The sequence below is a fragment of the Serratia sp. 1D1416 genome (assembly GCF_003641105.1).
GTDB classification, from domain to species: domain Bacteria; phylum Pseudomonadota; class Gammaproteobacteria; order Enterobacterales; family Enterobacteriaceae; genus Serratia; species Serratia ficaria.
The window spans coordinates 1,099,451-1,120,747 of sequence record NZ_CP032738.1; the positions used below are offsets into that span (position 1 = coordinate 1,099,451).

Sequence of the window (21,297 nt, forward strand, 5' to 3'; positions counted from 1 at the left end):
GTCCTCAGAACTGCATCAGGCGATCGCAGCGCAGCGAGGCCTCGGCCAACGAGCCCAGCCCGCTCAGGGTGAAACCGGGCTGCAGGTTGGCACCGGCCAGCCCCAGCTGGGCCGCCTCCTGCTCGTCGGTCACGCCGCGTCGCAGCGCCGCGGCCACGCAGACATTGAGCGCAACGCCATGCTGCTGCGCCAGTTGCACCCAGCCGCGCACCAAGTCGAACTCGTCGCCGGCGGGGGCGGTCAACCGGTTGGCGTTCAGCACCCCTTCGCGATAGAAAAATACGCTGGAGAGCCGGTGCCCCCTGGTCAACAGCGCCTGCGCGAACTGATAGGCGCTGCTGGCCTGCTGGGTGCCGTAGGCCGGCCCGGTGACCAGCAAACAGTAATCGAGCATCAACGGTCGCTTCCCAGCAGATCGCCGCTTTTGAACTGGCGAATGTACAGATAGACGGTGTGCTTGGAGATGTTCAGACGATCGGCCACCTGGTTGATCGCATCCTTGATATCGAAGATGCCCTTCTCATAGAGATTGAGCACCACCTGCCGATTTTTGGCGTTGTTGGAAACGTTGCGATCGGCATTCACCTCTTCGATGGTGAACTCCAGCGTTTGCGCCACCAGATCGTCTACGGAGGAGGCGAAATTCACCGAAGAAGGCACCTCCTGCGTTTCCGGCGGCATAAAGGTCTGCATGATTTGGGAGAACGGCACATCGAGGTTCATGTTGATGCACAGCAGGCCGATCACCCGCTGCTCGCGGTTGCGGATGGCGATGGTCACCGACTTCATCAGCACGCCGCTTTTGGCGCGAGTGAAATAGGCCTTCGACACGCTGCTGTCGTCGCCGGCCATGTCGTGCAGCATGCGCAACGCCAGGTCGGTGATCGGCGAGCCTATCTTGCGCCCGGTATGTTCGCCGTTGGCGATGCGCACCGCCGAGCAGTTCAAATCTTCCAGCGCGTGCAGCACTATCTCGCAGTGGCCGCCAATCAGCATCGCCAGGCCGTCGACCACCGCTTCATACGACTTCAGGATTTCATGATCCGTCTGGCTAAACGGACGTTCATTCAGCAAATCAAGTTCGCTGGCTTCGCTGGATAAAAGCGAATTAGACATCGAAAATACCACCCTCATAGATCGCCTGTGCCAGGGGGCGCAGCTAAAACAGCTCGGGCAGGCTTTTTTCCGCAGGCGGCACGCCGTCAGGCATCCCGCAGGATAACAGGCGGTTATCAGCATGAAACGGCACGGCGAGCCTCCGCGGGCCAAGATGGCCGGGAGCAGTTTTAGGTACACGCCCTAAGGGGCAGGCGCATGACTCATAAGTCCGGATTATTAGTCTAGCAAAACTGCCAGAGTAAAGTCCTTGCGTTTGCGCGTGGTATTGACGTTAAGCCCGATGCCCGGCAGGCGTCAAGCGATCAATGGGAAGGGGGCTGCGGTGGGCGGAAATGAAAACCGCCGCGAAGGGCATTCGCGGCGGTGGCAGGCAAAAGCTCGGCCTTATTTCGCTTTGGCGTCTGCCGCAGCGGCAGCGGGCTTCTCAGCCTTGGCGTCGGCTTTCGGCGCCGCTTTCACGTCCAGCAGTTCAACGTCGAACACCAGGGTAGAGTTAGCCGGGATGCCCGGAACGCCGGTTTTACCGTAGGCCAGCGCCGGTGGGATGACCAGCTTGATCTTGCCGCCTTTCTTGATGTGTTTCAGGCCTTCGGTCCAGCCCGGGATCACGCCGTCCAGACGGAATGACAGCGGCTCGCCGCGGGTGTACGAGTTGTCGAACTCGGTGCCGTCGGTCAGGGTGCCTTTGTAGTTGACCACCACGGTATCACTGTCTTTCGGCGCTTCACCGGCACCAGGTTTCTCTACCTGATACAGCAGGCCGGATTCGGTTTTCTTCACGCCTTTTTCTTTGGCGAAGGTGTCACGATACTTGGCGCCTTTGGCTTCGTTGTCTTTGGCGTCCTGCTCCATCTTCGCCTGAGCGGAAGCCTTCACGCGCGCTTCGAAACCCTGCAGGGTCTTTTCGATGTCCGCGTCGTTCAGCTTGCTCTTGTTGGCGAACGCATCCTGAACGCCGGAAATCAGCTGATCCTTGTCCAGTTTGATGCCCAACTTCTCTTGCTCTTTCAGAGAGTTGTCCATGTAACGGCCCAGAGAAGCGCCCAGCGCGTAAGCCGCTTGCTCGTCATCGTTCTTGAATTTTCCGGTGCTTGGCGCAGCGGCTGCAGCGTCAGCTGGCTTGGCGGCATCGGCGGCCATGACCTGGGTCGCATTCAGAGCAAAAGCCATGGTGGTTGCCAGAAGCGTGACTTTAAACAAAGATTTCATCCATTTCTCCAGTGTCTGAAGCGGTGCCCCAAACAATCATTAAGTAAGATAACCGGGCTACTATAGCTGCCTGAAAGCAAACAAAACAGTCGCACAGGTAACCAATCGAGTCAAAGTGTGACTCCTGCTTTACGGAGAAGTTTCCTTAAACGTGCTACCCGTATGATAAATCAGATTTTTCTTGCCGCTCATCCGACAACGCCAGCAAAAACCGCCGCGCCCGGCGCGTGACTTTTCAGCGCTTTACACAGTTTATCCGCGCCTTGTTCCCCGCTCGATCAAATAGCGCAGGCAAACCCGGCGGCAGCTGTTAACATAGCGCCGGAATCAGGATTTAACCGCGTCAGAGGTAGCCTCATGCACAACGCCGACACCCAAAGCCTGCTACAGCGGCTTGAAGAGCTGGAGAGCCGTCAGGCTTTTCAGGAGCTCACCATCGAAGAGCTCAACCAGACCGTAGTTCAGCATCAAATGGAGATGTTGAAGATGCGCGAACACCTGCGCATGCTGACCGACAAGCTGCGTTCGACCCAAACCTCGATGATCGCCTCGCAGTCGGAAGAAACGCCGCCGCCGCACTACTGAGCGCCGATAAAAAAGGGCAGCCGATGGCCGCCCTTTTTTGCAGTTACTGCGCCGCGCTTAGTGGCAGCCGCAACCGCCGTTACCGCAACCGCCTTTCTGGCCGTGGTCGTGGTCATGATCGTGGCCGCCGCAGCAGCCGTCGCCGTGTTCGTGGTGATGATCGTGCTCGCCGTGTACGTGACCGTGCGCCAGCTCTTCTGCGGTCGCTTCGCGGATCGCGACAACTTCCACGTTGAAGTTCAGGTTCTGGCCGGCCAGCATGTGGTTGCCATCGACCACCACGTGGTCGCCGTCAACTTCGGTGATTTCAACCGGAACCGGGCCCTGATCGGTATCAGCCAGGAAACGCATGCCAACCTGCAGTTCGTCAACGCCCATGAAGACGTCTTTAGGAACGCGCTGCACCAGGTTTTCGTCGTAGTTGCCGTACGCATCGTTAGCGCCAACGTTCACGTCAAAGCGATCGCCGGCTTCGTGGCCTTCGAGCGCTTTTTCCAGACCTGCGATCAGAGAACCATGCCCGTGCAGATAGTCCAGCGGTGCACTCACCGGAGACTCATCAACCAAAACACCGTCTTCTGTACGTACTTGGTAAGCCAGGCTGACCACCAAGTCTTTTGCTACTTTCATGATATCTCCTACCGTTGGATACTTGGACGCGAGCCTGCAAACCAGAGCCGCGCCTTTTCCGGACAGATTGTATCGGAAATCTGCCCCGCTGTACCCTTCAGCATAAAAAAACGCGCCGGATAACGCTACTCCGGATGGAAAATACCGATCACCTGTTCCTGCGGCCGAACGTGTTTTTCCACCTGCTTTTCGGTCTGCCGCTGATGGTGACCGCACTTGACGCACTCCACCACTTCGACCTGATCTTCGCGCCAAACCGCCAACGTATCCATAGCGTTACAGCTCGGGCATACCGCGCCGGCGATAAACCTTTTACGTGTTACAGACATCTCTGTGCTCCCGCTTATTCGTATTCGTCCCAGCCGTCGAACTGGCGACTCTCTTTTTGCATTTCGCGATGGAAAAGTTCTTCCAGTTCGCGCCGCGCCTCTTTCACGCGGGAAATTTGCGCCACGTCGCCCTGATGCGGGGGCATCAGTTCGCGCAGCATGCGCATGTCCAGCCGGCGGAAATGCTGCTGGGCGCGATAGGCCTGATGCGGATGCATGCCCAGCTCCATCAGCGCCTTGCGCCCCAGCTCCAGCGCGCTGGAGAAGGTTTCGCGGCTGAACTGCTTCACCCCGGCCTGCAGCAGCTCATGCGCCTCAACGCGACCGCGCGCGCGCGCCAGAATGCTCAGATTCGGGAAGTGCTGCTGGCACAAACGCACGATCTCCAGGGTATCTTCCGGCTCGTTGCAGGTGATCACGATCGACCTGGCCTTCTCGGCCCCCGCCGCGCGCAGCAGCTCCAGCTCGGTGGCGTCGCCGTAGTACACCTTGTAGCCATAGCGCCGCAGCACGCCGACGGCGCTAACGTCGCGCTCCAGCACGGTAATGCGCATTTTGTTGGCCATCAGCAGGCGGCCTATCACCTGGCCAAAGCGCCCGAAACCGACGATGATCACCTGCGGATCGTCATCTTCGACGTAAGGCGTTTCTTCGTCTTCGTCTTTGGCGTTGTAACGGCGCGCCAGAATGCGGTCGATAATCTGCATCAGCAGCGGCGTGGTCATCATCGACAGCGTCACCACCACCAACAGCAGGGAAAGCTGGTCAGGCTGCAGCACCTTCTGCGCACCCGCCGCCGAGAACAGCACGAAAGCGAACTCGCCGCCCTGGCTGAGCACGCCGGCAAACTGCAAACGCACCGAGCTGCGCAGGCCGAAAATGCGCGACAGCGTATAGAGCACCCCGGACTTGATGGCCACCAGCAGCAGCACGCCAATCAGCACTTCGGCCAGATGGGTATAGAGTACGCCGATATTCAGCGCCATGCCCACCGAGATAAAGAACAGCCCCAGCAGCAGGCCTTTGAACGGCTCAATCGAAATCTCCAGCTCGTGGCGATACTCGCTCTCCGCCAGCAATACGCCGGCAATGAAGGTGCCAAGCGCCATCGACAGGCCGAGCGCGTCCATAAACAGCGCCGCGCCCAATACCACCAGCAGTGCGGCGGCGGTGAAGATCTCGCGCACGCCGGAAGCGGCGATATAGCGAAACAGCGGCCGCAGCAGGAAGCGGCCGCCGATCAACATGCCGCCGAACGCCGCCACCTTGAGCGCTATCTTCGCCCAGTCGTCGCTGCTGCCGCCGGCGCCCGCCAGAATAGGGATCAGCGCCAGGGCCGGGATCACCGCCATATCCTGGAACAGCAATACCGAGAAGCCCAGCTGGCCGCCTTCGTTGCGGTTCATGCCCTTCTCGCGCATCAGCTGCAGCGCCATGGCGGTGGAAGACATCGCCAGGCCGATACCGCCGATCACCGCCGCCTGCCAGGCGAACTGCGTCAGATACAGCAACCCGCCCAGCACCGCTGCGCTGAGCAACACCTGGCCGGCGCCGACGCCGAAGATCGAGCGGCGCAGTTCCCACAGCTTGCTGGGGTTCAGCTCCAGCCCGATGATGAACATCAGGAATACCACCCCGAGTTCGGAGAAGTGCAGAATTTCATCGACGTCGCGAATGAAACCCAATCCCCAGGGGCCGATGGCGATACCGGCGATCAGGTAGCCCAGCACCGCGCCGATACCCAGCCGCCGGGCGATCGGCACCGTCACCACGGCGGCGAACAGAAACAACAGAATGGCGGTGAGTAAGGTCGAGCCTTCCATGATTAGCGCCCTCCGTGCGGCAGCGGGTTACGCAGCCAGTCGCCATAGGCGTCGGCATGGCTTTTCAGCACCTCCGGCTTTTGCCGGCGCGCCCAGTACACCAGGATCGGCGTCAGCCAGTGCATGTGGCACATGGCAGCGGTCAGTTCGAACGGGCGCAGGATATCCTCCATCGGATAACGGTTATAACCGCCGGTGCGGTAGGCGCCCTCCGGTTCGCCGGTGGTGATCACCGAGCGCCAATACTTGCCCGCCAGCGCATTGCCGCCCACGCCGCTGGCGAAGCCGCGCGACAGCACGCGATCCAGCCACTCTTTCAGCAGCGCCGGGCAGCTGTAAGTATAAAGAGGATGTTGAAAAACAATGACCTGATGGTCACGCAGCAGCTGTTGTTCGTGGTGAATATCGATAAAAAAGTCAGGATAGTGCGCGTATAAATCGTGCACGGTGACATGTTCCAACTGCTGCGCCGGTCGAAGCAAAACCCGGTTAGCCACCGAGTCATGGGATTCCGGATGGGCATACAGCAGCAGGACCTTGGGCGGCTGCGACATCATTCCCCTCCAAAGCGTCGTCAGGGTAGCGGTTTTCCGTTACCATGCAGCGCAAAGACAAAAACAGCGCGCTCAATCGGCGCTGTTACCTTAATGATAATTTAACATACTCTGAACATACGGCGCTTTATGATTGTATTCTCCTCGCTACAAATCCGACGCGGCACCCGCGTCCTGCTGGACAACGCCACGGCGACGGTTAATCCAGGTCAGAAGGTCGGCCTGGTGGGCAAGAACGGCTGCGGCAAATCGACGCTGCTGGCGCTGCTGAAGGGCGAAATCGCCGCGGACGGCGGCAGCTATACCTTCCCCGGCAACTGGGCGCTGGCCTGGGTCAACCAGGAGACGCCGGCGCTGGAGGTGCCGGCGATCGAGTATGTTATCGACGGCGACCGCGAGTTCCGCCAGCTGGAAGCCGAGTTGCAGCTGGCGAACGAGCAAAACGACGGCCACGCCATCGCCACGCTGCACGGCAAGCTGGACGCCATCGACGCCTGGACCATCCGCGCCCGCGCCGCCAGCCTGCTGCACGGCCTCGGCTTCTCCAATGAGCAGCTGCAAAGCCCGGTGCGCGCCTTCTCGGGCGGCTGGCGCATGCGTCTCAACCTGGCGCAGGCGCTGGTGTGCCGCTCGGACCTGCTGCTGCTCGACGAACCGACCAACCACCTGGATCTCGATGCTGTGATCTGGCTGGAACGCTGGCTGAAAAACTACCCGGGCACGCTGGTGCTGATCTCGCACGACCGCGACTTCCTCGATCCGATCGTCGACAAGATCCTGCATATCGAGCAGCAGGCGATGAACGAATACACCGGCAACTACTCCTCGTTCGAGCGCCAGCGCGCCACCAAGCTGGCGCAGCAACAGTCGCTGTATCAGCACCAGCAGGAGAAAGTGGCGCATCTGCAGAGCTACATCGACCGCTTCCGCGCCCAGGCCACCAAGGCCAAACAGGCGCAGAGCCGCATCAAGATGCTGGAGCGCATGGAGCTGATCGCCCCGGCCCACGTCGACAACCCGTTCACCTTCAGCTTCCGCGCGCCGGAGAGCCTGCCGAATCCGCTGCTGCGCATGGAGAAGGTCAGCGCCGGCTATGGCGACAAGGTGATCCTGAAGTCGATCAAGCTCAACCTGGTGCCCGGCTCGCGCATCGGCCTGCTCGGCCGCAACGGCGCTGGCAAGTCGACGCTGATCAAGCTGCTGGCCGGCACGCTGGAACCGCTGAGCGGCGAGATTGGCCTGGCGAAGGGCATCAAGCTGGGCTACTTCGCCCAGCATCAGCTGGAGTTCCTGCGCGCAGACGAGTCGCCGCTGCAGCACCTGAGCCGCATCGCCCCCCGGGTGCTGGAACAGCAGCTGCGCGATTACCTGGGCGGCTTCGGCTTCCAGGGCGACAAGGTCACCGAGCAGACCGAACGCTTTTCCGGCGGCGAAAAAGCCCGGCTGGTGCTGGCGTTGATCGTCTGGCAGCGCCCTAACCTGCTGCTGCTCGACGAACCGACCAACCACCTGGATCTCGATATGCGCCAGGCGCTGACCGAAGCGCTGATCGACTTCGAAGGCGCGCTGGTGGTGGTCTCGCACGACCGTCACCTGCTGCGTTCCACCACCGACGATCTGTACCTGGTGCACGACGGCCAGGTGGAGGCGTTCGAGGGTGACCTGGACGACTACCAGCAATGGCTGATCGAGCTGCAACGTCAGGAGAGCCAGCAGGATGCGCCGGAGAAGGAAAACAACGGCAACAGCGCGCAGGCGCGCAAAGATCAGAAACGGCGCGAGGCCGAATTCCGCACCCAGACCCAGCCGCTGCGCAAGCAGATCGCCAAGCTGGAACAGCAGATGGAAAAACTGGGCGCCGAACTGGCGGCGATAGAGGAGAAGCTGGCGGATTCGGCGCTGTACGACATCGGCCGCAAGGCCGAGCTGACCGAATGCCTGCAACAACAAAGCCAGGCCAAATCCGCGCTGGAAGAGACGGAAATGACCTGGCTGGACGCGCAGGAACAGCTGGAACAGTTAACGCAGGCGTTTGAGTCCTAAGCGTTACGCCTTGTAAAAAGGTTTGTCCCCCAAGATAGTCGCACGGTGCATAATGCGCCGCTGCGGCAGGTAATCCGCGTTGGCGTAATGCTGCGTCACGCGGTTATCCCAGATCGCCACGTCATTCTCCTGCCAGCGCCAGCGCACCTGAAACTCCGGTTTGGTGATATGGGCGAACAGGAAATTGAGCAGCGCATCGCTCTCCTTCGGCGCCAGATCGACAATCCGCGTGGTGAAACCTTCGTTGACGAACAGCGCCTGCCGCCCGCTGACCGGATGGGTACGCACCACCGGATGCAGCAGCGGCGGGTTCTTCTGCACCGCCAGCCGCCAGCGCTGAAGCTCTTCTTCACTGCCGCGGTGCTTGTGTTCCGGGAACGACTTGGTGAAGTCGTGCTCGGCCCGCAATCCGGCCAACAGCGTTCTGAAGGGGGCGGACAGCGCCTCGTACGCGGCGATGCCGCTGGCCCACAGCGTGTCGCCGCCGGTGGCGGGCAGCGTTTTGGCCGCCAGGATCGCCCCCTGCGGCGGATTTTCGATAAAGGTCACGTCGGTGTGCCAGTTGTCGTTATCCGGCGGGTTGTCGTCGTGGGTGTCCAGCACGATGATCTCTTCCACGTCGGTGGCGTGCGGGTAAACCGGGTGAATATGCAGATCGCCGAAGCGGCCGGCCAGATCGCGCTGCTGCAGCGGCGTGATCGGCTGATTGCGGAAGAACAGCACCTGGTGCTTCAGCAGCGCATGGTACAGCTGCTCGAACTGGCCGTCGCCCAATGGCCGCGCCAGCGCCACATTATCCACCAGCGCGCCGATATAAGGCCCCAGCGGGGTGATACTCAGACGTTCGTTCATTGCTGTACTCCATGCCAGGGGGTCAATCGGCGCTGCAGGGCGCGCAGCCCCAGCTCCAGCCCAAATGCAATAATCGCAATCACGCCGATGCCGGCCAGCACCACGTCGGTCGCCAGAAACTCACCGGCGGATTGCACCATAAATCCCAGGCCGCGCGTGGCGGCGATCAGTTCGGCGGCCACCAGCGTCGACCAGCCGACGCCCAGCCCGATACGGATGCCGGTCAGGATCTCCGGCAGCGCGCTCGGCAGCACCACGAAACGCAACAGCTGCCAGCGGTTGGCGCCCAGCGCGCGCGCCGCGCGCACTCGCACCTGCGCCACGCTGCGCACCCCCGCTACCGCGGAAAGCGTCACCGGCGCGAAAATGGCCAGATAAATCAACAGTATTTTCGATGTTTCGCCAATGCCGAACCAGATCACCATCAACGGCAGATAGGCCAGCGGCGGCACCGGGCGGTAAATTTCAATCAGCGGGTCGAGAATGCCGCGCACCCTGTCGTTCAGCCCCATGGCGATGCCCACCGGAACGCCGACGATCACCGCCGCCAGCAGCGCCACCAGAATGCGCCCCAGGCTGGCCGCCAAATGCTGCCACAGGGTGGCGTCCATAAAGCCCTGCGGGCTGGCGATAGTGATTAATTGATGCAACACCTGCTGCGGCGCCGGTAAAAACAGCGGGCTGATCAGGTTCAGCGCGGTCACGCCCCACCAGATGGCCAGCACCGTCAGCAGGGTGGCACCGCTCAGCCAAACGTTGCGCGGCAGGCTGAAACGGCGCGCGGTCCCGGCCTGCGGCTGCTGCGCCGCGCGCTTCAGGGTAGAATGCAGGCTCATGGCAATGCCTCGCGCTGTTGGAAGACTTTGCCCAGCACGTATTCGCGCTGCGCGATAAATTCAGGATCGGACTTGATCGCACGGCAGGGTTCGCCGTCGGCGTAGCGCCGGCCGAAGTTCAGCGCCAACCGCTCCACTACCTGCCCCGGCCCCGGCGAAAGCAGCAGCAGCTCGCTGGCGAGGAATACCGCCTCTTCGATGTCGTGGGTGATCAGCAACACCTGCTTGCCGGTGTCGCGCCAGATGGTCAGCAACAGCTCCTGCATCTGTTCGCGGGTGAAGGCGTCCAGCGCGCCGAAGGGTTCGTCCAGCAGCAGCAGGCGCGGATCGGCCGCCAGCGCGCGGGCGATGCCGACGCGCTGGCGCATGCCGCCGGAGAGCTGCCAGATAAAGTGTTGTTCGTAGCCGGCCAGCCCCACGCGCTGCAGCATCTGCTGCGCTACCTGGCGGCGCTGCGCTTTGCCCACGCCGGCCAGCTGCAAGCCGAATTCGACGTTATCCGCCACGTTGCGCCACGGCAGTAAACCCTCATGCTGGAACACCACGCCCCGTTCGGCCCCCGGGCCGTTAACCGGCGTTCCATCCAGCCGGATGCTGCCGGCTGATGGCTCAATAAACCCGGCGATCAAATTCAGCAGCGTGGTTTTGCCGCAGCCCGACGGGCCGAGCACCACCACCAGCTGCCCGGGGGCTATCTGGAACGAGACGTCGCGCAGCGCGGGACGCCCCTGATACTCTGCCGAAAGATGGTTAACGTTTAGCATCCGGCTTCCTTACGACTGCGGCGCAGCCTGCACCTGTTTCACAAAGCGGTCGGTCACATAGGCGCTGTAATCGCCGTCGACCTGCGGGATTTTGCCCTGCTGTTTAAGGAATTCGGCGGTGTCGCGAATGGCCTTGTCCACCGGCTGGCCAAGCTGGGTTATCTGATCCGCCACCGGCAGATAGCGGTTGCCCTTCACCAGTTCCGGCACCTGCGCCTCGGGCACGCCGCTCAGGCGCGCCAGGGTGCTGAGGTTGCCCTGATCCTTCAACCATTTTTCCGGCTCCGCCAGATAGGCTTTTTGCGCCTGCAGGGCGCTGGCGGCGAAGGCGGTCACCACTTCGGGATGCTTATCGGCGAAGTCTTTGCGCACCACCCACACGTCCAGCGTCGGCGAACCCCATTGCCCCACCTGTTCGGAGTCGGTCAGCACCTTGCCCTGCTTGGCCAGCTCGTTAACGACCGGCGCCCAGACGTACGCGCCGTCGATATCGCCGCGCTGCCAGGCGGCGGCGATGGCCGGCGGCTGCAGGTTAAGGATTTTCACCTGTTCGGGTTTGATGCCCCAGTGCTTGAGCGAGGCCAGCAGGCTGTAATGGGTGGTGGAGATGAACGGCACCGCGATGCGCTTGCCGATCAGATCTTTCGGGCTCTTGATGTCGTTCTTCACCACCAGCGCCTCGGAGCTGCCGAGCTGCGAGGCGATGAGAAACACTTCGATGGGGAGCTTCTGGCTGGCGGCGACCGCCAACGGGCTGGAGCCGATGTTGCCGATCTGCACGTCACCGGAAGCCAGCGCGCGCAGCACGCTGGAGCCGCTGTCGAATTTGCGCCAGTCGACGGTGGCGCCGGATCTTTTGGCGAAGCTGTTTTCCGCCTGCGCCACCTTGGCGGGCTCCGCCGAGGTCTGGTACGCCACGGTCACGTCCACCGCGTAGGCGCTGGCCGCGCTGAGCGACAACACCAGCAGCGCCGCGCTGCGTAAGGAAAAGAGTTTGCCCGCCATGTTCCGCTCCGTTGATAAAAGTCTGTTCAGTTGCTGACAGTTTTATCCGAGCGGTGGCGGGCGATAAAAGAATAAAAAAGTCTTCTTTATTACTTAATGAAATATGAATTCTTCTATATCGATCCACTCTCCACCGGCGAGGCTGCTGCGCTGGGCCGCGTCGATAAACGCCATGCCCTGCACCCCGGCTTCAATCCCCGGCAGCAGCGGCGCAGCCTGCGGCCCTTCACGCAGCCGGCGCGCGGCCTCGCGGTAGATCTGGCCGAAGCCCTCCAGATACCCTTCGGGGTGGCCCGCAGGCACCCGCGCCAGCTGGCGGTTCTCCGCATACTGGAAAGACGACGCGCGGGTAATGCAGTAGGCCGGCGCGTCCCGCGGGCGCACCCACAGCTGGTTCGGCTGCTCCTGGCAAAACGCCAGGCTGCCCTCGCTGCCGTATACCCGCAGCCGCAGGCCATTTTCGTGCCCGCAGGCCACCTGGCTGGCCCACAGGCGGCCTTTGGCGCCGTTGGCGTAACGCATTTGCACCCGCACGTCGTCATCCAACCGGCGGCCCGCAATAAAGGTGCTGAGTTCGGCGCTGATCGCCTGCGGCAGCAGGCCGCTGACAAACTGCGCCAGCTGCCAGGCGTGGGTACCCACGTCGCCGATGCAGCCGGCGCCGGCCTTCTCCGGCTGAGCGCGCCAACCGGCCTGCTTGTTGTCGGTCAGCTCCAGCGGCTGCGCCAGCCACTCCTGCAGATACTCCACCTCGATAAAGCGCAGCTCTCCCAGCTCACCGGCCAGCACCCGGCTGCGCGCCTCGCGCACCAGCGGATAGGCGCTGTAGTTATGGGTCAGAATGAGCTGCCGCCCACTGCGCCGCACCGTCTCGGCCAGCTGCAGCGCCTCGGCGTAGCTGTTGCACAACGGTTTGTCGCAGATGACGTCGATGCCGGCGTTGAGGAAGGCGCTCGCCACCGGCGCATGCAGGTAGTTAGGGGTCACGATCGCCACCGCATCGATGCCGTCGGCGCGGGCCGCTTCCGCCTGCGCCATCCGGCTGAAGTCGCGGTAACAGCGCTGCGGATCGAGGTGCAGCCGTTCGCCGGTGCGGCGGCAGTTTTCGGCGTCGGAGGAGAAGGCCCCGGCCACCAGCTCAAACTCGTCGTCCATCCGCGCCGCCAACCGATGCACCGCGCCGATAAACGCCCCTTCGCCGCCCCCGACCATGCCCAAGCGTAATCTCATGGCTGCTCTCCGATGCCCAGCATCTTTTTAATCTGTCTGGCTTCGCCGCCGCCGGCGGCGAAATCATCAAACGCCCGGCCGGCGACCGGAATGATATGGCGGGCGATGAACTCGGCCCCTTCCCGCGCGCCAACCTCCGGCGACTTCAGGCAGCACTCCCATTCCAGCGTGGCCCAGCCGGGGAAGTCGTACTGCGCCAGCTTGCTGAAAATCGCCGGGAAGTCTATCTGCCCGTCGCCGAGCGAACGAAAACGTCCCGGCCTTTCCAGCCATGGCTGATAGCCGCCATAGACGCCGCTGCGGGCGCTGAGCCGATACTCGGCGTCTTTAACGTGAAACGCCCGGATGCGCGAGTGATACAGATCGATAAACCCGAGGTAGTCCATCTGTTGCAAATGCAGATGGCTGGGGTCGTACAAAATGTGGCAGCGCGGGTGATTGCCGACCTGGCGCAGGAAGCGCTCGAAGGTCACGCCGTCGTGCAGGTCTTCCCCCGGATGCAGCTCATAGCAGAGATCGACGCCGGCATCGTCGAAGGCGTCGAGGATCGGCCGCCAGCGCTGCGCCAGCTGGCTGAAGGCCTCCTCCAGCAACAGGGCGTTGTGCGGCGGCCAGGGATAGAAGTAAGGCCAGGCCAGCGCGCCGGAAAAGGTCACGTGCGCCGTCAGTCCGAGCCGCCGCGACGCCTGCGCCGCCATCAGCAACTGCTCGGTCGCCCATGCCTGCCGCGCCTGCGGGTTGCCGCGCAGCGGCGGCGGAGCGAAGCCGTCGAAGGCCGCATCGTAAGCCGGATGCACCGCCACCAGCTGCCCCTGCAGATGCGTGGACAGTTCGGAAATCGCCAGGCCGCGCCGCGCCAGCCGTTCGCGCACCTCGTCGCAATATTCCTGGCAATGCGCCGCCCGCTCCAGGTCAAAAATGGACGGCGTGCCGGTCGGGATCTGCAGGCTTTTGAACCCCAGCCCGGCGGCCCAGTCGGCCAGCCCGTCCAACGTATCAAACGGCGCCTGCGCGCCGATAAACTGCGCCAGAAACAGTCCCGGCCCCTGAATGGTCTTCATGATCCTTTTCTCCCTAAGGTTACCGTTTTCTGGCCGCGCACCGCTTCATCCGCCGCCAATACCACCCGCAGGCTGTTCACCGCATCCTGCCAGTGGCGGCCAAGATCCAGCCCTTCGCGTATCGCCTGCAAAAAGTAACGTTGCTCGCTCAGGCACAGCGCCAGATGATCCGGTTCGTCCTGACAGTCGATCCAGCGGTCCGGGCGAACGAACCTATTGGCGCCGTCGAGCTGCGCGTAATGGATGCGCAGCGATTCGGTGCGGGTATGGGCGTCGACGTTATCCGACGCTCCCGCCGCCTGCCGCGCCACGATCGAAACCGCCCCCAGCGGGCCGATGACGTCTTTCACAAAAAAAGCGGTTTCGCTGATCATCGGCCCCCAGCCCGCTTCGTACCAACCGACCGAGCCGTCGGCGAAGCGCACCTGCAGCTGGCCGTAGTTGTACATCTCCGGCGGCAGCGCATCGCTCAGCCGCGCGCCGATGGCGCTGACGCCGATCGGTTCCGACTCGGTCATCTGGCACATGACGTCGAGGTAATGCACGCCGCAGTCGACGATCGGCGACAGCGACTGCATCAGGTTGCGATGCACGTCCCACATCGCGCCGTGGCTCTGCTGGTTGAGGTTCATGCGCATCACCAGCGGCTTGCCCAGGCCGCGCGCCAGCTCGACAAACTGCCGCCACGACGGGTGATGCCGCAGGATATACCCGACCACCACCTGCCTGCCGGCGGCGCGCGCGGCGGCGATCACCCGCTCCGCCCCGGCCACGGTGGTGGCGAGCGGCTTTTCAATAAACAGATGGCAGCCGGCGGCCAGCGCCGCCAGCGCATAGGGTTCGTGGGTGTCAGGCCAGGTGGTCAGACAGACCGCATCCGGGCGCGTAACCGCCAGCGCCTGCGCGAAGTCGCTGAACTCCGGGTAGCCGCCGCCCAGCCGGGCATTGAGCCGGCGCCGGGTATCGCCGCGCGCCACCAGCCCGCAAATCTCGACGCCCGCCATGCCGTGGTAAGCTTCGGCGTGCGAAGCCCCCATATTGCCGCAGCCCACCACCAGTACGCGTAAATCAGCCATCTCGCTTCTCCCCCTGCGGGGTTTCCCGGTAGTTGAAGGTAAAGAAGAACAGCGCGGCGATAACCAGCGCGCCGACCGCCGGATACCACCAGAAGCTCTGCCACTGCGGCAACGCCGCCGCCCCTTCCGCCGTCACCAGGCGGTTGAACAGCGCGCCGCTGATCTGCGAGCCGATCAGCATGCCCAGTCCGTAGGTGAACAGCACCAGCAGGCTCTGCGCCTGTCCCTTGACCTTATCGCCCGCCACCTTGTCGGTGTAGATAAAACCGATCACAAAGAAGAAGTCGTAACACATGCCGTGCAGGATGATGCCGAGGTAAATCATCCAGCGCAGCTCCTCGGTGATGCCCAACGCGAACATCACGTAGCGCAGGAACCAGGACAGCATGCCGATCAGCAACATCGCCTTGATGCCCAGCCGGGCGAACAGGAAGGGGATCAGCAGCATAAAGAACAGCTCGGACATCTGCCCCAGCGACATCACGCCGCCGACGTTGCTGAAGCCGGTGGCCGCCACGAAGGGCGCGGCATAGGCGTAATAGGCCGCCAGCGGAATGGAAATCAGCGTGGCGCAGATGATGAACACCAGGAAATGCCGCTGTTTCAGCATGGCGAACGCATCGGCGCACAGCAGGTCGCGCATTTTTACCGGCTTGCCGCGCTCCGGCGCCGGGGTATGCGGCAGGGTAAAGCTGTAAATGGCCAGCACCAGCGAAGCCGCCGCCGCCAGCGTGAAAATGCCGGTGCTGTCGGACAGCCCGCCGGCGCCGACGATCAGGCCGGCGACGATCCAGCCGAAGGTGCCGAACGCCCGCACCACCGGGAAGGCCTTCTCGCTGTTGCTCAGGCTGTAAAACGCCACGTTGTTGCTGAGGGCGATGGTCGGCATATAGCACAGCATGTAGCCGAAGATGACCCACAGCAGGCCGCTCTGCCCGCTGCTGAAGAAACCCGGCATCAGCCACAGCAGCCCGGCGCCAATCAAGTGCAGGACGCCCAGCACCTTCTGCGAGGCGAAGAAGCGGTCCACCACCATGCCCAGCACGAACGGCGACAGGATCGAGGCGATCGGGCCGGTGGAATAGGCGTCGCCGATGATCGCCGCCAGCCCGTACTTGCCCATCACCACGCCGAGCGTGACGTACCAGGCGCCCCAGACAAAGAACTGCAGGAACATCATCAGCGCCAACCGCGGCACTACCCATTTGAATTCGACGCTTTTGGCCCCCAGGGCCGCGCTGTCAGTTTGCATAATTCCCCCCTCGGTATTGTTGTAATGTTGTCTAACCGCTTTCCGGCAGGAAGGACGGCATAACCACACCGCCGGGTTGCTGCGCATGGCCTTTCACCTGCGCCACATGCAATTCGCAAATCCGCCCGCCCCACTGCAGCAGCACCTGGCTGAGGGCGGAACGCCGGGCCGGCACCAGCACCACCGGCGTTTCGCCGCGGTGATGCCGATCCAGCATCCAGCCGATCAGCTCCAGCGCGATCTCTTCGCTGTGGCTGCAGCCCGGCCCCAGCATGCGCAAAGCCGGGTGCGCCACCGAGGCCAGGTAACCGCCGATGCCGCCGTCCAGCTCCCACACCGCAGTGCGCCACAGTCCGCCGGCGTCATTGAGGAAGTCGTCGATGTCTCGCCGCCGTTCGATGCCCAACAGCTCTCGTTCCAACTGCAGGATGCCGGCCAGATCGTCCGGCCGGGCGGCGCGCACCCGGCCGCGCGTCAGCCGCAGAGCGGGAAATCCCTCGGCCGGCACCGGGATCGCCATATCCTGATACATCGCATAAGGGGTAAAGCCGGCGCGGTGATACAGCGCGTAGGAGTCGAGGTTCAGCGCGCTGGACAACAGCCGGATAGGCAAATCGCCCGCCAGCTCGTCGGCCTTGACAATCAACTGCGCGGCGATGCCGCGGCCGAAATAATCGGGATGCACATTCATGATGCCCAGCCCGAGATGCGTAGCGCGCGGGTGGAAAAAGCAGGAGCCGCACAGCACCCCCTGTTCATCGCGCACTATCCAGTGCCGGTCGGGATCCAGCCGGCGATATACGTCGACGAACAGCCCGCAGCCGTCCGGCTCGGCGGGGAAAATGTCGCCCATGCCGTGACGCCGATACCAGGCGTTGGTCGATTGCTGAATCAGCCGTGCAATCTCCTGGCGATCGCCCTGTTGCGCTAATGAAAGTTGCATCCGCCACCTCTTTTTCGTTTAGGAAGCCGGCGAAATAACGCGAAATCATGAAATGTAATCGATTTCATTTTCACCATGAGCAAAATGTAATCGATTTCTTTTTTTCGGCAACCTGATTAATGTAGAGAAAGGCATTGATAAGATGAATTTGTAACCGCCGTCACAATCCGGTGGCCGGGCGCGGACAGGCTCCCGCACTTCGGCATATTGTGCGGGGCAAATGGGCAGAAGGAACAGCAAACCATGTCGATAGAAAAGGTGGCGAAACTCGCCGGCGTCTCCGCCGCAACCGTCTCGAGGGTGTTGAACGGCCAGCAAATCGTCAAACCGGCCACCCGCGACAGGGTGCTGGCGGCGATCCGCGAATGCGACTATCAGCCCAACCTGCTGGCGCGCCAGCTGCGCACCGCACGCAGCCGCATGCTGCTGGTGCTGGTCTCCAGCATCACCAACCCCTTTTGTTCGCTGGTGGTGCGCGGCATCGAAGAAGAAGCCGAACGCCACGGCTACCACATTCTGCTGTGCAACTCCGAATCCAACCCGACGCGCGAATCCGCCTACCTCAGCCTGCTGAGCGGCAAAGTGGTGGACGGCGTGATCACCATGGACGCCGTCAGCTGCCTGCCCGGCCTGACCGCCATGATCGGCGATTTCCCCTGGGTGCAGTGCGGCGAAGGCGATCCCCACTTTCGCGCCTCGTCGGTCACCATCGACAACCACCAGGCGGCGATGGCCGGCGTGCGCTATCTGGCGGCGCAGGGCCGACGGCGCATTGCGCTGATCAACAGCGATATGCGTTACCTCTATTCACAGCAGCGGGAACAGGGTTACCGACAGGCGCTGGCCGAACTGGGGCTGGACTATTGCCGGGTGGAATACGTTGAAGGGCTGGAATATGCCGCCGGCGCGCTGGCGATGAGCCGGCTGCTGGACGCGCAACCGCGGCCGGATGCGGTGTTCGCCATCTCCGACGTGATCGCCGGCGGCGCGATGAGCACCCTGCACCGGCAGGGGTTGGCGATCCCGGCTGAGGTGGCGGTAATGGGCTTCGACGGCGTGCCGTTCGGCGCCGTCACCACCCCGCCGCTGACCACCGTCGAACAGCCGATGCACCAGTTTGGCGTGCGCAGCGTGCAGTTGCTGCTGGAGAAAATTAAAAACCCGCAGCAGCCGCCGAGCAATGACGTGCTCGACTGGCGGCTGGTGCGACGCGGTTCGGCCTGATTACAGGCTGATTTCACCGCGTAAAAATGTCTGCGCATAGCCGCCGATCAGCGTGCGATCGCCCTTCTGCTCGCAGAACAACTCGCCGCCGCGCGCCGAGATCTGCCGCGCGTGCAGCCGGTGGCGGCCAAGACGCGCCGTCCAGTAAGGCAGCAGCGTGCAGTGCGCTGAGCCGGTTACCGGATCTTCGCCGCCGTCCAGGGTGAAATAGCGCGAGACGAAGTCCACGTCCTCGCCCGGCGCGCTGACGATCACCGCGCGGCCGGCCAACGCGATCAACGCCGGGATATCCGGCTGCAACGCCCGCAGCTGCGCCTCATTCCCCAACACCGCCAGCAGCGCGTTGGCCTGCCACACTTCCTGCGGCCTGGCGCCCAGCAGCGCCGCCAGCCCGGCGGGCTCCGCGACCTTCTGCGGCGGCCGCGACGGGAAATCGAGCACCAGGCGCTCGCCGTCCTGCGCGTCGCGCTTGACGTACAGCTCGCCGCCGGCCGAGCGGAAACGGATATCCTGCAGCGCCGGATTGACCGCGCTGAACATCACGTGCGCGGCCGCCAGCGTGCCGTGCCCGCACAGGTCCACTTCACGCTCGGGGGTGAACCAGCGGATCGCCGTCATGTCGCCGTCATCCCAGACGAAACTGGTTTCCGGCAGGCCGATTTCGTTGGCGATGGCCTGCATCCGCGCCGCCGGCAGCGGCTGCGGCAACAGGCAAACGCCGGCCGGATTGCCGCGCAGGCCGTCACCGGTAAAGGCGACGACGTGGAAATAGTTTTCCGTCATAACATGTCCTCAGTGCCAGATCAGCAACACGCAGGCTGCGGTCAACAACCCCATGGAAACGTTGAAGATAATCCAGGCTTTCTTGCTGCGCAGCAGGCGGCCGATCACCGTGCCGAATCCCAGCCAGATAATGCCGGCGATAATATTCACCACCAGAATGCCCAACGCAATCGCCGCGATGGAATGGTTATACTCGTCGCCCGCCAGGCTGAAGCTCGCCACCGCGCCCAGCGCCATCAGCCAGGCCTTGGGGTTGAGGAACTGCAGCAGCCAGCCCTGATACAAACGCACCGGTTTGGGCGGCGCCACGTCGGTCTCCAGCTTTTCATAGGCGGCGGTGGCGACTTTCCACGCCAGCCACAGCAGATACAGGCTACCGAGAATTTTCAGGATCAGGTGCAGCGACGGGTAAACCAGGATCAGGCTGCCGACGCCGAACGCCACCAGCAGCAGGATGCTTTGCATGCCGAGCATGATGCCGATCATCAGCCACAGCGAGCGCATAAAGCCGAAATTGGCGCCGGAGGTGGTCAGTAACATATTATTGGGGCCAGGCGTGATGGCGGCTACCCACAGGAAGCCTAACATCGAAAGAAATAAACTCAGTTCCATGAGGCGGGTGCTCCTCACCCAGGTCGCTTTTTTGCAGTATTATTGTCAATTCATGGTATTGAAGCTAACAGTGCGCTATTGATCTCACAATAGCCGCCAACAAGATTTTTATTCAGGTTATGCATGAATCTTTTCGCCCCCTGAGCGGGGCCAGCAATCCGCACCTGCAAACGCTATTGCCGCGGCTGGTGCGCCGCCGCGTGTTGTTGAAACCGCACTGGCAGCGGCTGGAATTGCCCGACGGCGATTTTGTCGATCTCGCCTGGAGCGAGGACCCCGCGCTGGCCGGCGACAAACCGCGCGTGGTGCTGTTCCACGGCCTGGAAGGCAACTTCTACAGCCCGTACGCACACGGCCTGCTCAACGCCTGGCGCGAAAAAGGCTGGCTCGGCGTGGTGATGCATTTTCGCGGCTGCAGCGGCGTGCCCAATCGCAAGCAGCGCATCTACCATTCCGGTGAAACCGAAGACGCCCGCTTCTTCCTGCAGTGGCTGCGCGCCACTTACGGTACGGCGCCGACCGCCGCGGTGGGCGTCTCGCTCGGCGGCAACATGCTGGCCTGTTATCTGGCCCAGCAGGGCGCCGACAGCCTGCTGCAGGCGGCGGTGGTGGTATCGGCGCCGCTGATGCTGGAACCCTGTTCGTTCCGCATGGATCAGGGATTTTCCCGCGTTTATCAGCGCTATCTGCTGGGGCAGCTGAAGCAAAACGCCACCCGCAAGCTGCTGCACTATCCGGACACCCTGCCGCTCAGGCTGCCGCAGCTCAATCGCCTGCGGCGCATCCGCGAGTTCGACGACGCCATCACCTCGCGCATCCACGGCTTCAGCGACGCCACCGATTATTACCGGCGCTGCAGCGCGCTGCCGTTGCTGCCGGCGATCCAAACGCCGCTGCTGATCATCCATGCGAAGGACGATCCCTTCATGACCGATGAAGTGATCCCCGAAGTCGCCAACCTGCCGCGCAACATCGAATACCAGCTGACCGAGTTTGGCGGCCACGTCGGCTTCGTTGGCGGCACGCTGAAAAAACCGCAAATGTGGCTGGAATATCGCATTCCATCCTGGCTATCCCCTTATCTGGACATCCCGACGTGATTATCCCCTGGAAAGAATTGGCAACCGACACCCTGAACAGCCTGATCGAATCCTTTGTGCTGCGGGAAGGCACCGACTACGGCGAATATGAACGCTCGCTGGAACAGAAGGTGGAAGACGTGCGCCGCCAGCTGAAAAGCGGCGAAGTGGTGCTGATGTGGTCGGAGCTGCATGAAACCGTCAACATCATGCCGCGCGGGCAGCTACGCGCCGGGCAGGAAGAAATTTAGTGGTTATCGGTTCTATGACTGACGGAAAAAATCAGGT

The 21,297-nt window shown here is 62.6% G+C and carries 23 protein-coding genes; 5 read left to right on the plus strand and 18 right to left on the minus strand.

The annotated features are described in order from the left end of the window. Nucleotides 1–4: 4 nt before the first annotated feature. The 3 genes from tusD to fkpA form a co-directional block, all read right to left on the minus strand. On the minus strand, nt 5–394 hold the full coding sequence (gene tusD, locus D7I37_RS05365) for a sulfurtransferase complex subunit TusD (protein ID WP_129543417.1): 390 nt from the start codon (nt 392–394) through the stop codon (nt 5–7). After that, nucleotides 394–1,116: a transcriptional regulator gene (locus D7I37_RS05370; RefSeq protein ID WP_061798865.1), complete on the minus strand. Its 723-nt coding sequence runs from the start codon at nt 1,114–1,116 to the stop codon at nt 394–396. Before D7I37_RS05370 ends, tusD begins: the two co-directional genes overlap by 1 nt. 387 nt (nt 1,117–1,503) lie before the next feature. Next, on the minus strand, nt 1,504–2,328 hold the full coding sequence (gene fkpA, locus D7I37_RS05375) for an FKBP-type peptidyl-prolyl cis-trans isomerase (protein WP_061798867.1): 825 nt from the start codon (nt 2,326–2,328) through the stop codon (nt 1,504–1,506). Between the two features lie 357 nt (nt 2,329–2,685). Between fkpA and D7I37_RS05380 the strand changes: the two genes are divergently transcribed. After that, entirely contained in the window at nt 2,686–2,913 is a 228-nt protein-coding gene (locus D7I37_RS05380; protein WP_061798869.1) for a SlyX family protein, read from the plus strand. A gap of 57 nt (nt 2,914–2,970) precedes the next feature. Here D7I37_RS05380 and slyD read toward each other — a convergent pair whose 3' ends face one another. The 4 genes from slyD to kefG all read right to left on the minus strand — a co-directional run bounded on the left by slyD (nt 2,971) and on the right by kefG (nt 6,249). Beyond that, nucleotides 2,971–3,543: a peptidylprolyl isomerase gene (slyD, locus tag D7I37_RS05385; protein ID WP_129543418.1), complete on the minus strand. Its 573-nt coding sequence runs from the start codon at nt 3,541–3,543 to the stop codon at nt 2,971–2,973. Nucleotides 3,544–3,668: 125 nt separating this feature from the next. Further along, entirely contained in the window at nt 3,669–3,872 is a 204-nt protein-coding gene (locus tag D7I37_RS05390; RefSeq protein ID WP_061798873.1) for a YheV family putative zinc ribbon protein, read from the minus strand. A gap of 14 nt (nt 3,873–3,886) precedes the next feature. Further along, nucleotides 3,887–5,695 (minus strand): glutathione-regulated potassium-efflux system protein KefB, encoded by a 1,809-nt coding sequence (gene kefB / locus D7I37_RS05395; protein WP_061798875.1) that lies wholly within the window; start codon nt 5,693–5,695, stop codon nt 3,887–3,889. 2 nt (nt 5,696–5,697) lie between these two features. Beyond that, the gene (gene kefG, locus D7I37_RS05400; RefSeq protein ID WP_061799013.1) at nt 5,698–6,249 is read right to left on the minus strand and encodes a glutathione-regulated potassium-efflux system ancillary protein KefG; all 552 of its coding nucleotides are present in this window, start codon (nt 6,247–6,249) and stop codon (nt 5,698–5,700) included. Nucleotides 6,250–6,378: 129 nt separating this feature from the next. On the opposite strand from kefG, the gene D7I37_RS05405 reads away from it, so the two are divergent. After that, nucleotides 6,379–8,292, plus strand: a complete 1,914-nt coding sequence (locus tag D7I37_RS05405) for an ABC transporter ATP-binding protein (RefSeq protein WP_095099581.1) — start codon at nt 6,379–6,381, stop codon at nt 8,290–8,292. Nucleotides 8,293–8,295: 3 nt separating this feature from the next. Here the strand turns inward: D7I37_RS05405 and tauD are convergent, their stop codons facing one another. The 9 genes from tauD to D7I37_RS05450 all read right to left on the minus strand — a co-directional run bounded on the left by tauD (nt 8,296) and on the right by D7I37_RS05450 (nt 17,311). Beyond that, entirely contained in the window at nt 8,296–9,144 is an 849-nt protein-coding gene (gene tauD, locus D7I37_RS05410) for a taurine dioxygenase (protein ID WP_061798879.1), read from the minus strand. Beyond that, complete coding sequence (gene tauC / locus D7I37_RS05415) at nt 9,141–9,980, minus strand: taurine ABC transporter permease TauC (RefSeq protein WP_061798881.1); 840 nt, start codon at nt 9,978–9,980, stop codon at nt 9,141–9,143. Before tauC ends, tauD begins: the two co-directional genes overlap by 4 nt. Beyond that, nucleotides 9,977–10,744: a taurine ABC transporter ATP-binding subunit gene (tauB, locus tag D7I37_RS05420; RefSeq protein WP_061798883.1), complete on the minus strand. Its 768-nt coding sequence runs from the start codon at nt 10,742–10,744 to the stop codon at nt 9,977–9,979. Before tauB ends, tauC begins: the two co-directional genes overlap by 4 nt. Before the next feature lie 9 nt (nt 10,745–10,753). Beyond that, nucleotides 10,754–11,749, minus strand: a complete 996-nt coding sequence (gene tauA, locus D7I37_RS05425; RefSeq protein WP_061798885.1) for a taurine ABC transporter substrate-binding protein — start codon at nt 11,747–11,749, stop codon at nt 10,754–10,756. Nucleotides 11,750–11,842: 93 nt separating this feature from the next. Next, nucleotides 11,843–12,979: a Gfo/Idh/MocA family protein gene (locus D7I37_RS05430; protein WP_095099594.1), complete on the minus strand. Its 1,137-nt coding sequence runs from the start codon at nt 12,977–12,979 to the stop codon at nt 11,843–11,845. Beyond that, nucleotides 12,976–14,040 carry a sugar phosphate isomerase/epimerase gene (locus tag D7I37_RS05435; protein WP_129543419.1) on the minus strand — a complete coding sequence of 355 codons (1,065 nt, stop codon included), beginning with the start codon at nt 14,038–14,040 and terminating at the stop codon, nt 12,976–12,978. The genes D7I37_RS05430 and D7I37_RS05435 overlap by 4 nt, the downstream gene beginning before the upstream one ends. Further along, the gene (locus D7I37_RS05440; RefSeq protein WP_129543420.1) at nt 14,037–15,116 is read right to left on the minus strand and encodes a Gfo/Idh/MocA family protein; all 1,080 of its coding nucleotides are present in this window, start codon (nt 15,114–15,116) and stop codon (nt 14,037–14,039) included. The genes D7I37_RS05435 and D7I37_RS05440 overlap by 4 nt, the downstream gene beginning before the upstream one ends. Continuing rightward, complete coding sequence (locus D7I37_RS05445) at nt 15,109–16,368, minus strand: MFS transporter (protein ID WP_061798893.1); 1,260 nt, start codon at nt 16,366–16,368, stop codon at nt 15,109–15,111. The genes D7I37_RS05440 and D7I37_RS05445 overlap by 8 nt, the downstream gene beginning before the upstream one ends. 31 nt (nt 16,369–16,399) lie before the next feature. Further along, a complete protein-coding gene (locus D7I37_RS05450) occupies nt 16,400–17,311 on the minus strand; it encodes a GNAT family N-acetyltransferase (protein ID WP_129543421.1) in 912 nt (303 codons plus the stop codon). Nucleotides 17,312–17,554: 243 nt separating this feature from the next. Here D7I37_RS05450 and D7I37_RS05455 point away from each other — a divergent pair, with 243 nt between their 5' ends. After that, on the plus strand, nt 17,555–18,535 hold the full coding sequence (locus D7I37_RS05455) for a LacI family DNA-binding transcriptional regulator (protein WP_061798897.1): 981 nt from the start codon (nt 17,555–17,557) through the stop codon (nt 18,533–18,535). Here the strand turns inward: D7I37_RS05455 and D7I37_RS05460 are convergent, their stop codons facing one another. Then, nucleotides 18,536–19,318, minus strand: coding sequence for a PhzF family phenazine biosynthesis protein (locus D7I37_RS05460; protein WP_061798899.1), 783 nt, complete (start codon nt 19,316–19,318; stop codon nt 18,536–18,538). Between the two features lie 9 nt (nt 19,319–19,327). Continuing rightward, nucleotides 19,328–19,930 (minus strand): LysE family translocator, encoded by a 603-nt coding sequence (locus D7I37_RS05465; protein WP_061798901.1) that lies wholly within the window; start codon nt 19,928–19,930, stop codon nt 19,328–19,330. Between the two features lie 119 nt (nt 19,931–20,049). Between D7I37_RS05465 and D7I37_RS05470 the strand changes: the two genes are divergently transcribed. Together D7I37_RS05470 and D7I37_RS05475 are read left to right on the plus strand one after the other, a co-directional pair. Beyond that, on the plus strand, nt 20,050–21,030 hold the full coding sequence (locus D7I37_RS05470; protein ID WP_061798903.1) for a hydrolase: 981 nt from the start codon (nt 20,050–20,052) through the stop codon (nt 21,028–21,030). Beyond that, nucleotides 21,027–21,260 (plus strand): YheU family protein, encoded by a 234-nt coding sequence (locus D7I37_RS05475; protein ID WP_129543422.1) that lies wholly within the window; start codon nt 21,027–21,029, stop codon nt 21,258–21,260. The genes D7I37_RS05470 and D7I37_RS05475 overlap by 4 nt, the downstream gene beginning before the upstream one ends. Nucleotides 21,261–21,297 lie beyond the last annotated feature (37 nt).

Coding starts and splice junctions, on each gene's coding strand:
- D7I37_RS05445 (WP_061798893.1), bottom strand. CDS start 16,368: ATGCAAACTGACAGCGCGGCCCTGGGGGCCAAAAGCGTCGAATTCAAA.
- D7I37_RS05380 (WP_061798869.1), top strand. CDS start 2,686: ATGCACAACGCCGACACCCAAAGCCTGCTACAGCGGCTTGAAGAGCTG.
- D7I37_RS05405 (WP_095099581.1), top strand. CDS start 6,379: ATGATTGTATTCTCCTCGCTACAAATCCGACGCGGCACCCGCGTCCTG.
- tauC (WP_061798881.1), bottom strand. CDS start 9,980: ATGAGCCTGCATTCTACCCTGAAGCGCGCGGCGCAGCAGCCGCAGGCC.
- D7I37_RS05455 (WP_061798897.1), top strand. CDS start 17,555: ATGTCGATAGAAAAGGTGGCGAAACTCGCCGGCGTCTCCGCCGCAACC.
- D7I37_RS05440 (WP_129543420.1), bottom strand. CDS start 15,116: ATGGCTGATTTACGCGTACTGGTGGTGGGCTGCGGCAATATGGGGGCT.
- tauB (WP_061798883.1), bottom strand. CDS start 10,744: ATGCTAAACGTTAACCATCTTTCGGCAGAGTATCAGGGGCGTCCCGCG.
- D7I37_RS05430 (WP_095099594.1), bottom strand. CDS start 12,979: ATGAGATTACGCTTGGGCATGGTCGGGGGCGGCGAAGGGGCGTTTATC.
- D7I37_RS05460 (WP_061798899.1), bottom strand. CDS start 19,318: ATGACGGAAAACTATTTCCACGTCGTCGCCTTTACCGGTGACGGCCTG.
- tauD (WP_061798879.1), bottom strand. CDS start 9,144: ATGAACGAACGTCTGAGTATCACCCCGCTGGGGCCTTATATCGGCGCG.
- D7I37_RS05390 (WP_061798873.1), bottom strand. CDS start 3,872: ATGTCTGTAACACGTAAAAGGTTTATCGCCGGCGCGGTATGCCCGAGC.
- D7I37_RS05470 (WP_061798903.1), top strand. CDS start 20,050: ATGCATGAATCTTTTCGCCCCCTGAGCGGGGCCAGCAATCCGCACCTG.
- fkpA (WP_061798867.1), bottom strand. CDS start 2,328: ATGAAATCTTTGTTTAAAGTCACGCTTCTGGCAACCACCATGGCTTTT.
- kefB (WP_061798875.1), bottom strand. CDS start 5,695: ATGGAAGGCTCGACCTTACTCACCGCCATTCTGTTGTTTCTGTTCGCC.
- D7I37_RS05465 (WP_061798901.1), bottom strand. CDS start 19,930: ATGGAACTGAGTTTATTTCTTTCGATGTTAGGCTTCCTGTGGGTAGCC.
- D7I37_RS05450 (WP_129543421.1), bottom strand. CDS start 17,311: ATGCAACTTTCATTAGCGCAACAGGGCGATCGCCAGGAGATTGCACGG.
- tusD (WP_129543417.1), bottom strand. CDS start 394: ATGCTCGATTACTGTTTGCTGGTCACCGGGCCGGCCTACGGCACCCAG.
- slyD (WP_129543418.1), bottom strand. CDS start 3,543: ATGAAAGTAGCAAAAGACTTGGTGGTCAGCCTGGCTTACCAAGTACGT.
- D7I37_RS05435 (WP_129543419.1), bottom strand. CDS start 14,040: ATGAAGACCATTCAGGGGCCGGGACTGTTTCTGGCGCAGTTTATCGGC.
- D7I37_RS05370 (WP_061798865.1), bottom strand. CDS start 1,116: ATGTCTAATTCGCTTTTATCCAGCGAAGCCAGCGAACTTGATTTGCTG.
- kefG (WP_061799013.1), bottom strand. CDS start 6,249: ATGTCGCAGCCGCCCAAGGTCCTGCTGCTGTATGCCCATCCGGAATCC.
- tauA (WP_061798885.1), bottom strand. CDS start 11,749: ATGGCGGGCAAACTCTTTTCCTTACGCAGCGCGGCGCTGCTGGTGTTG.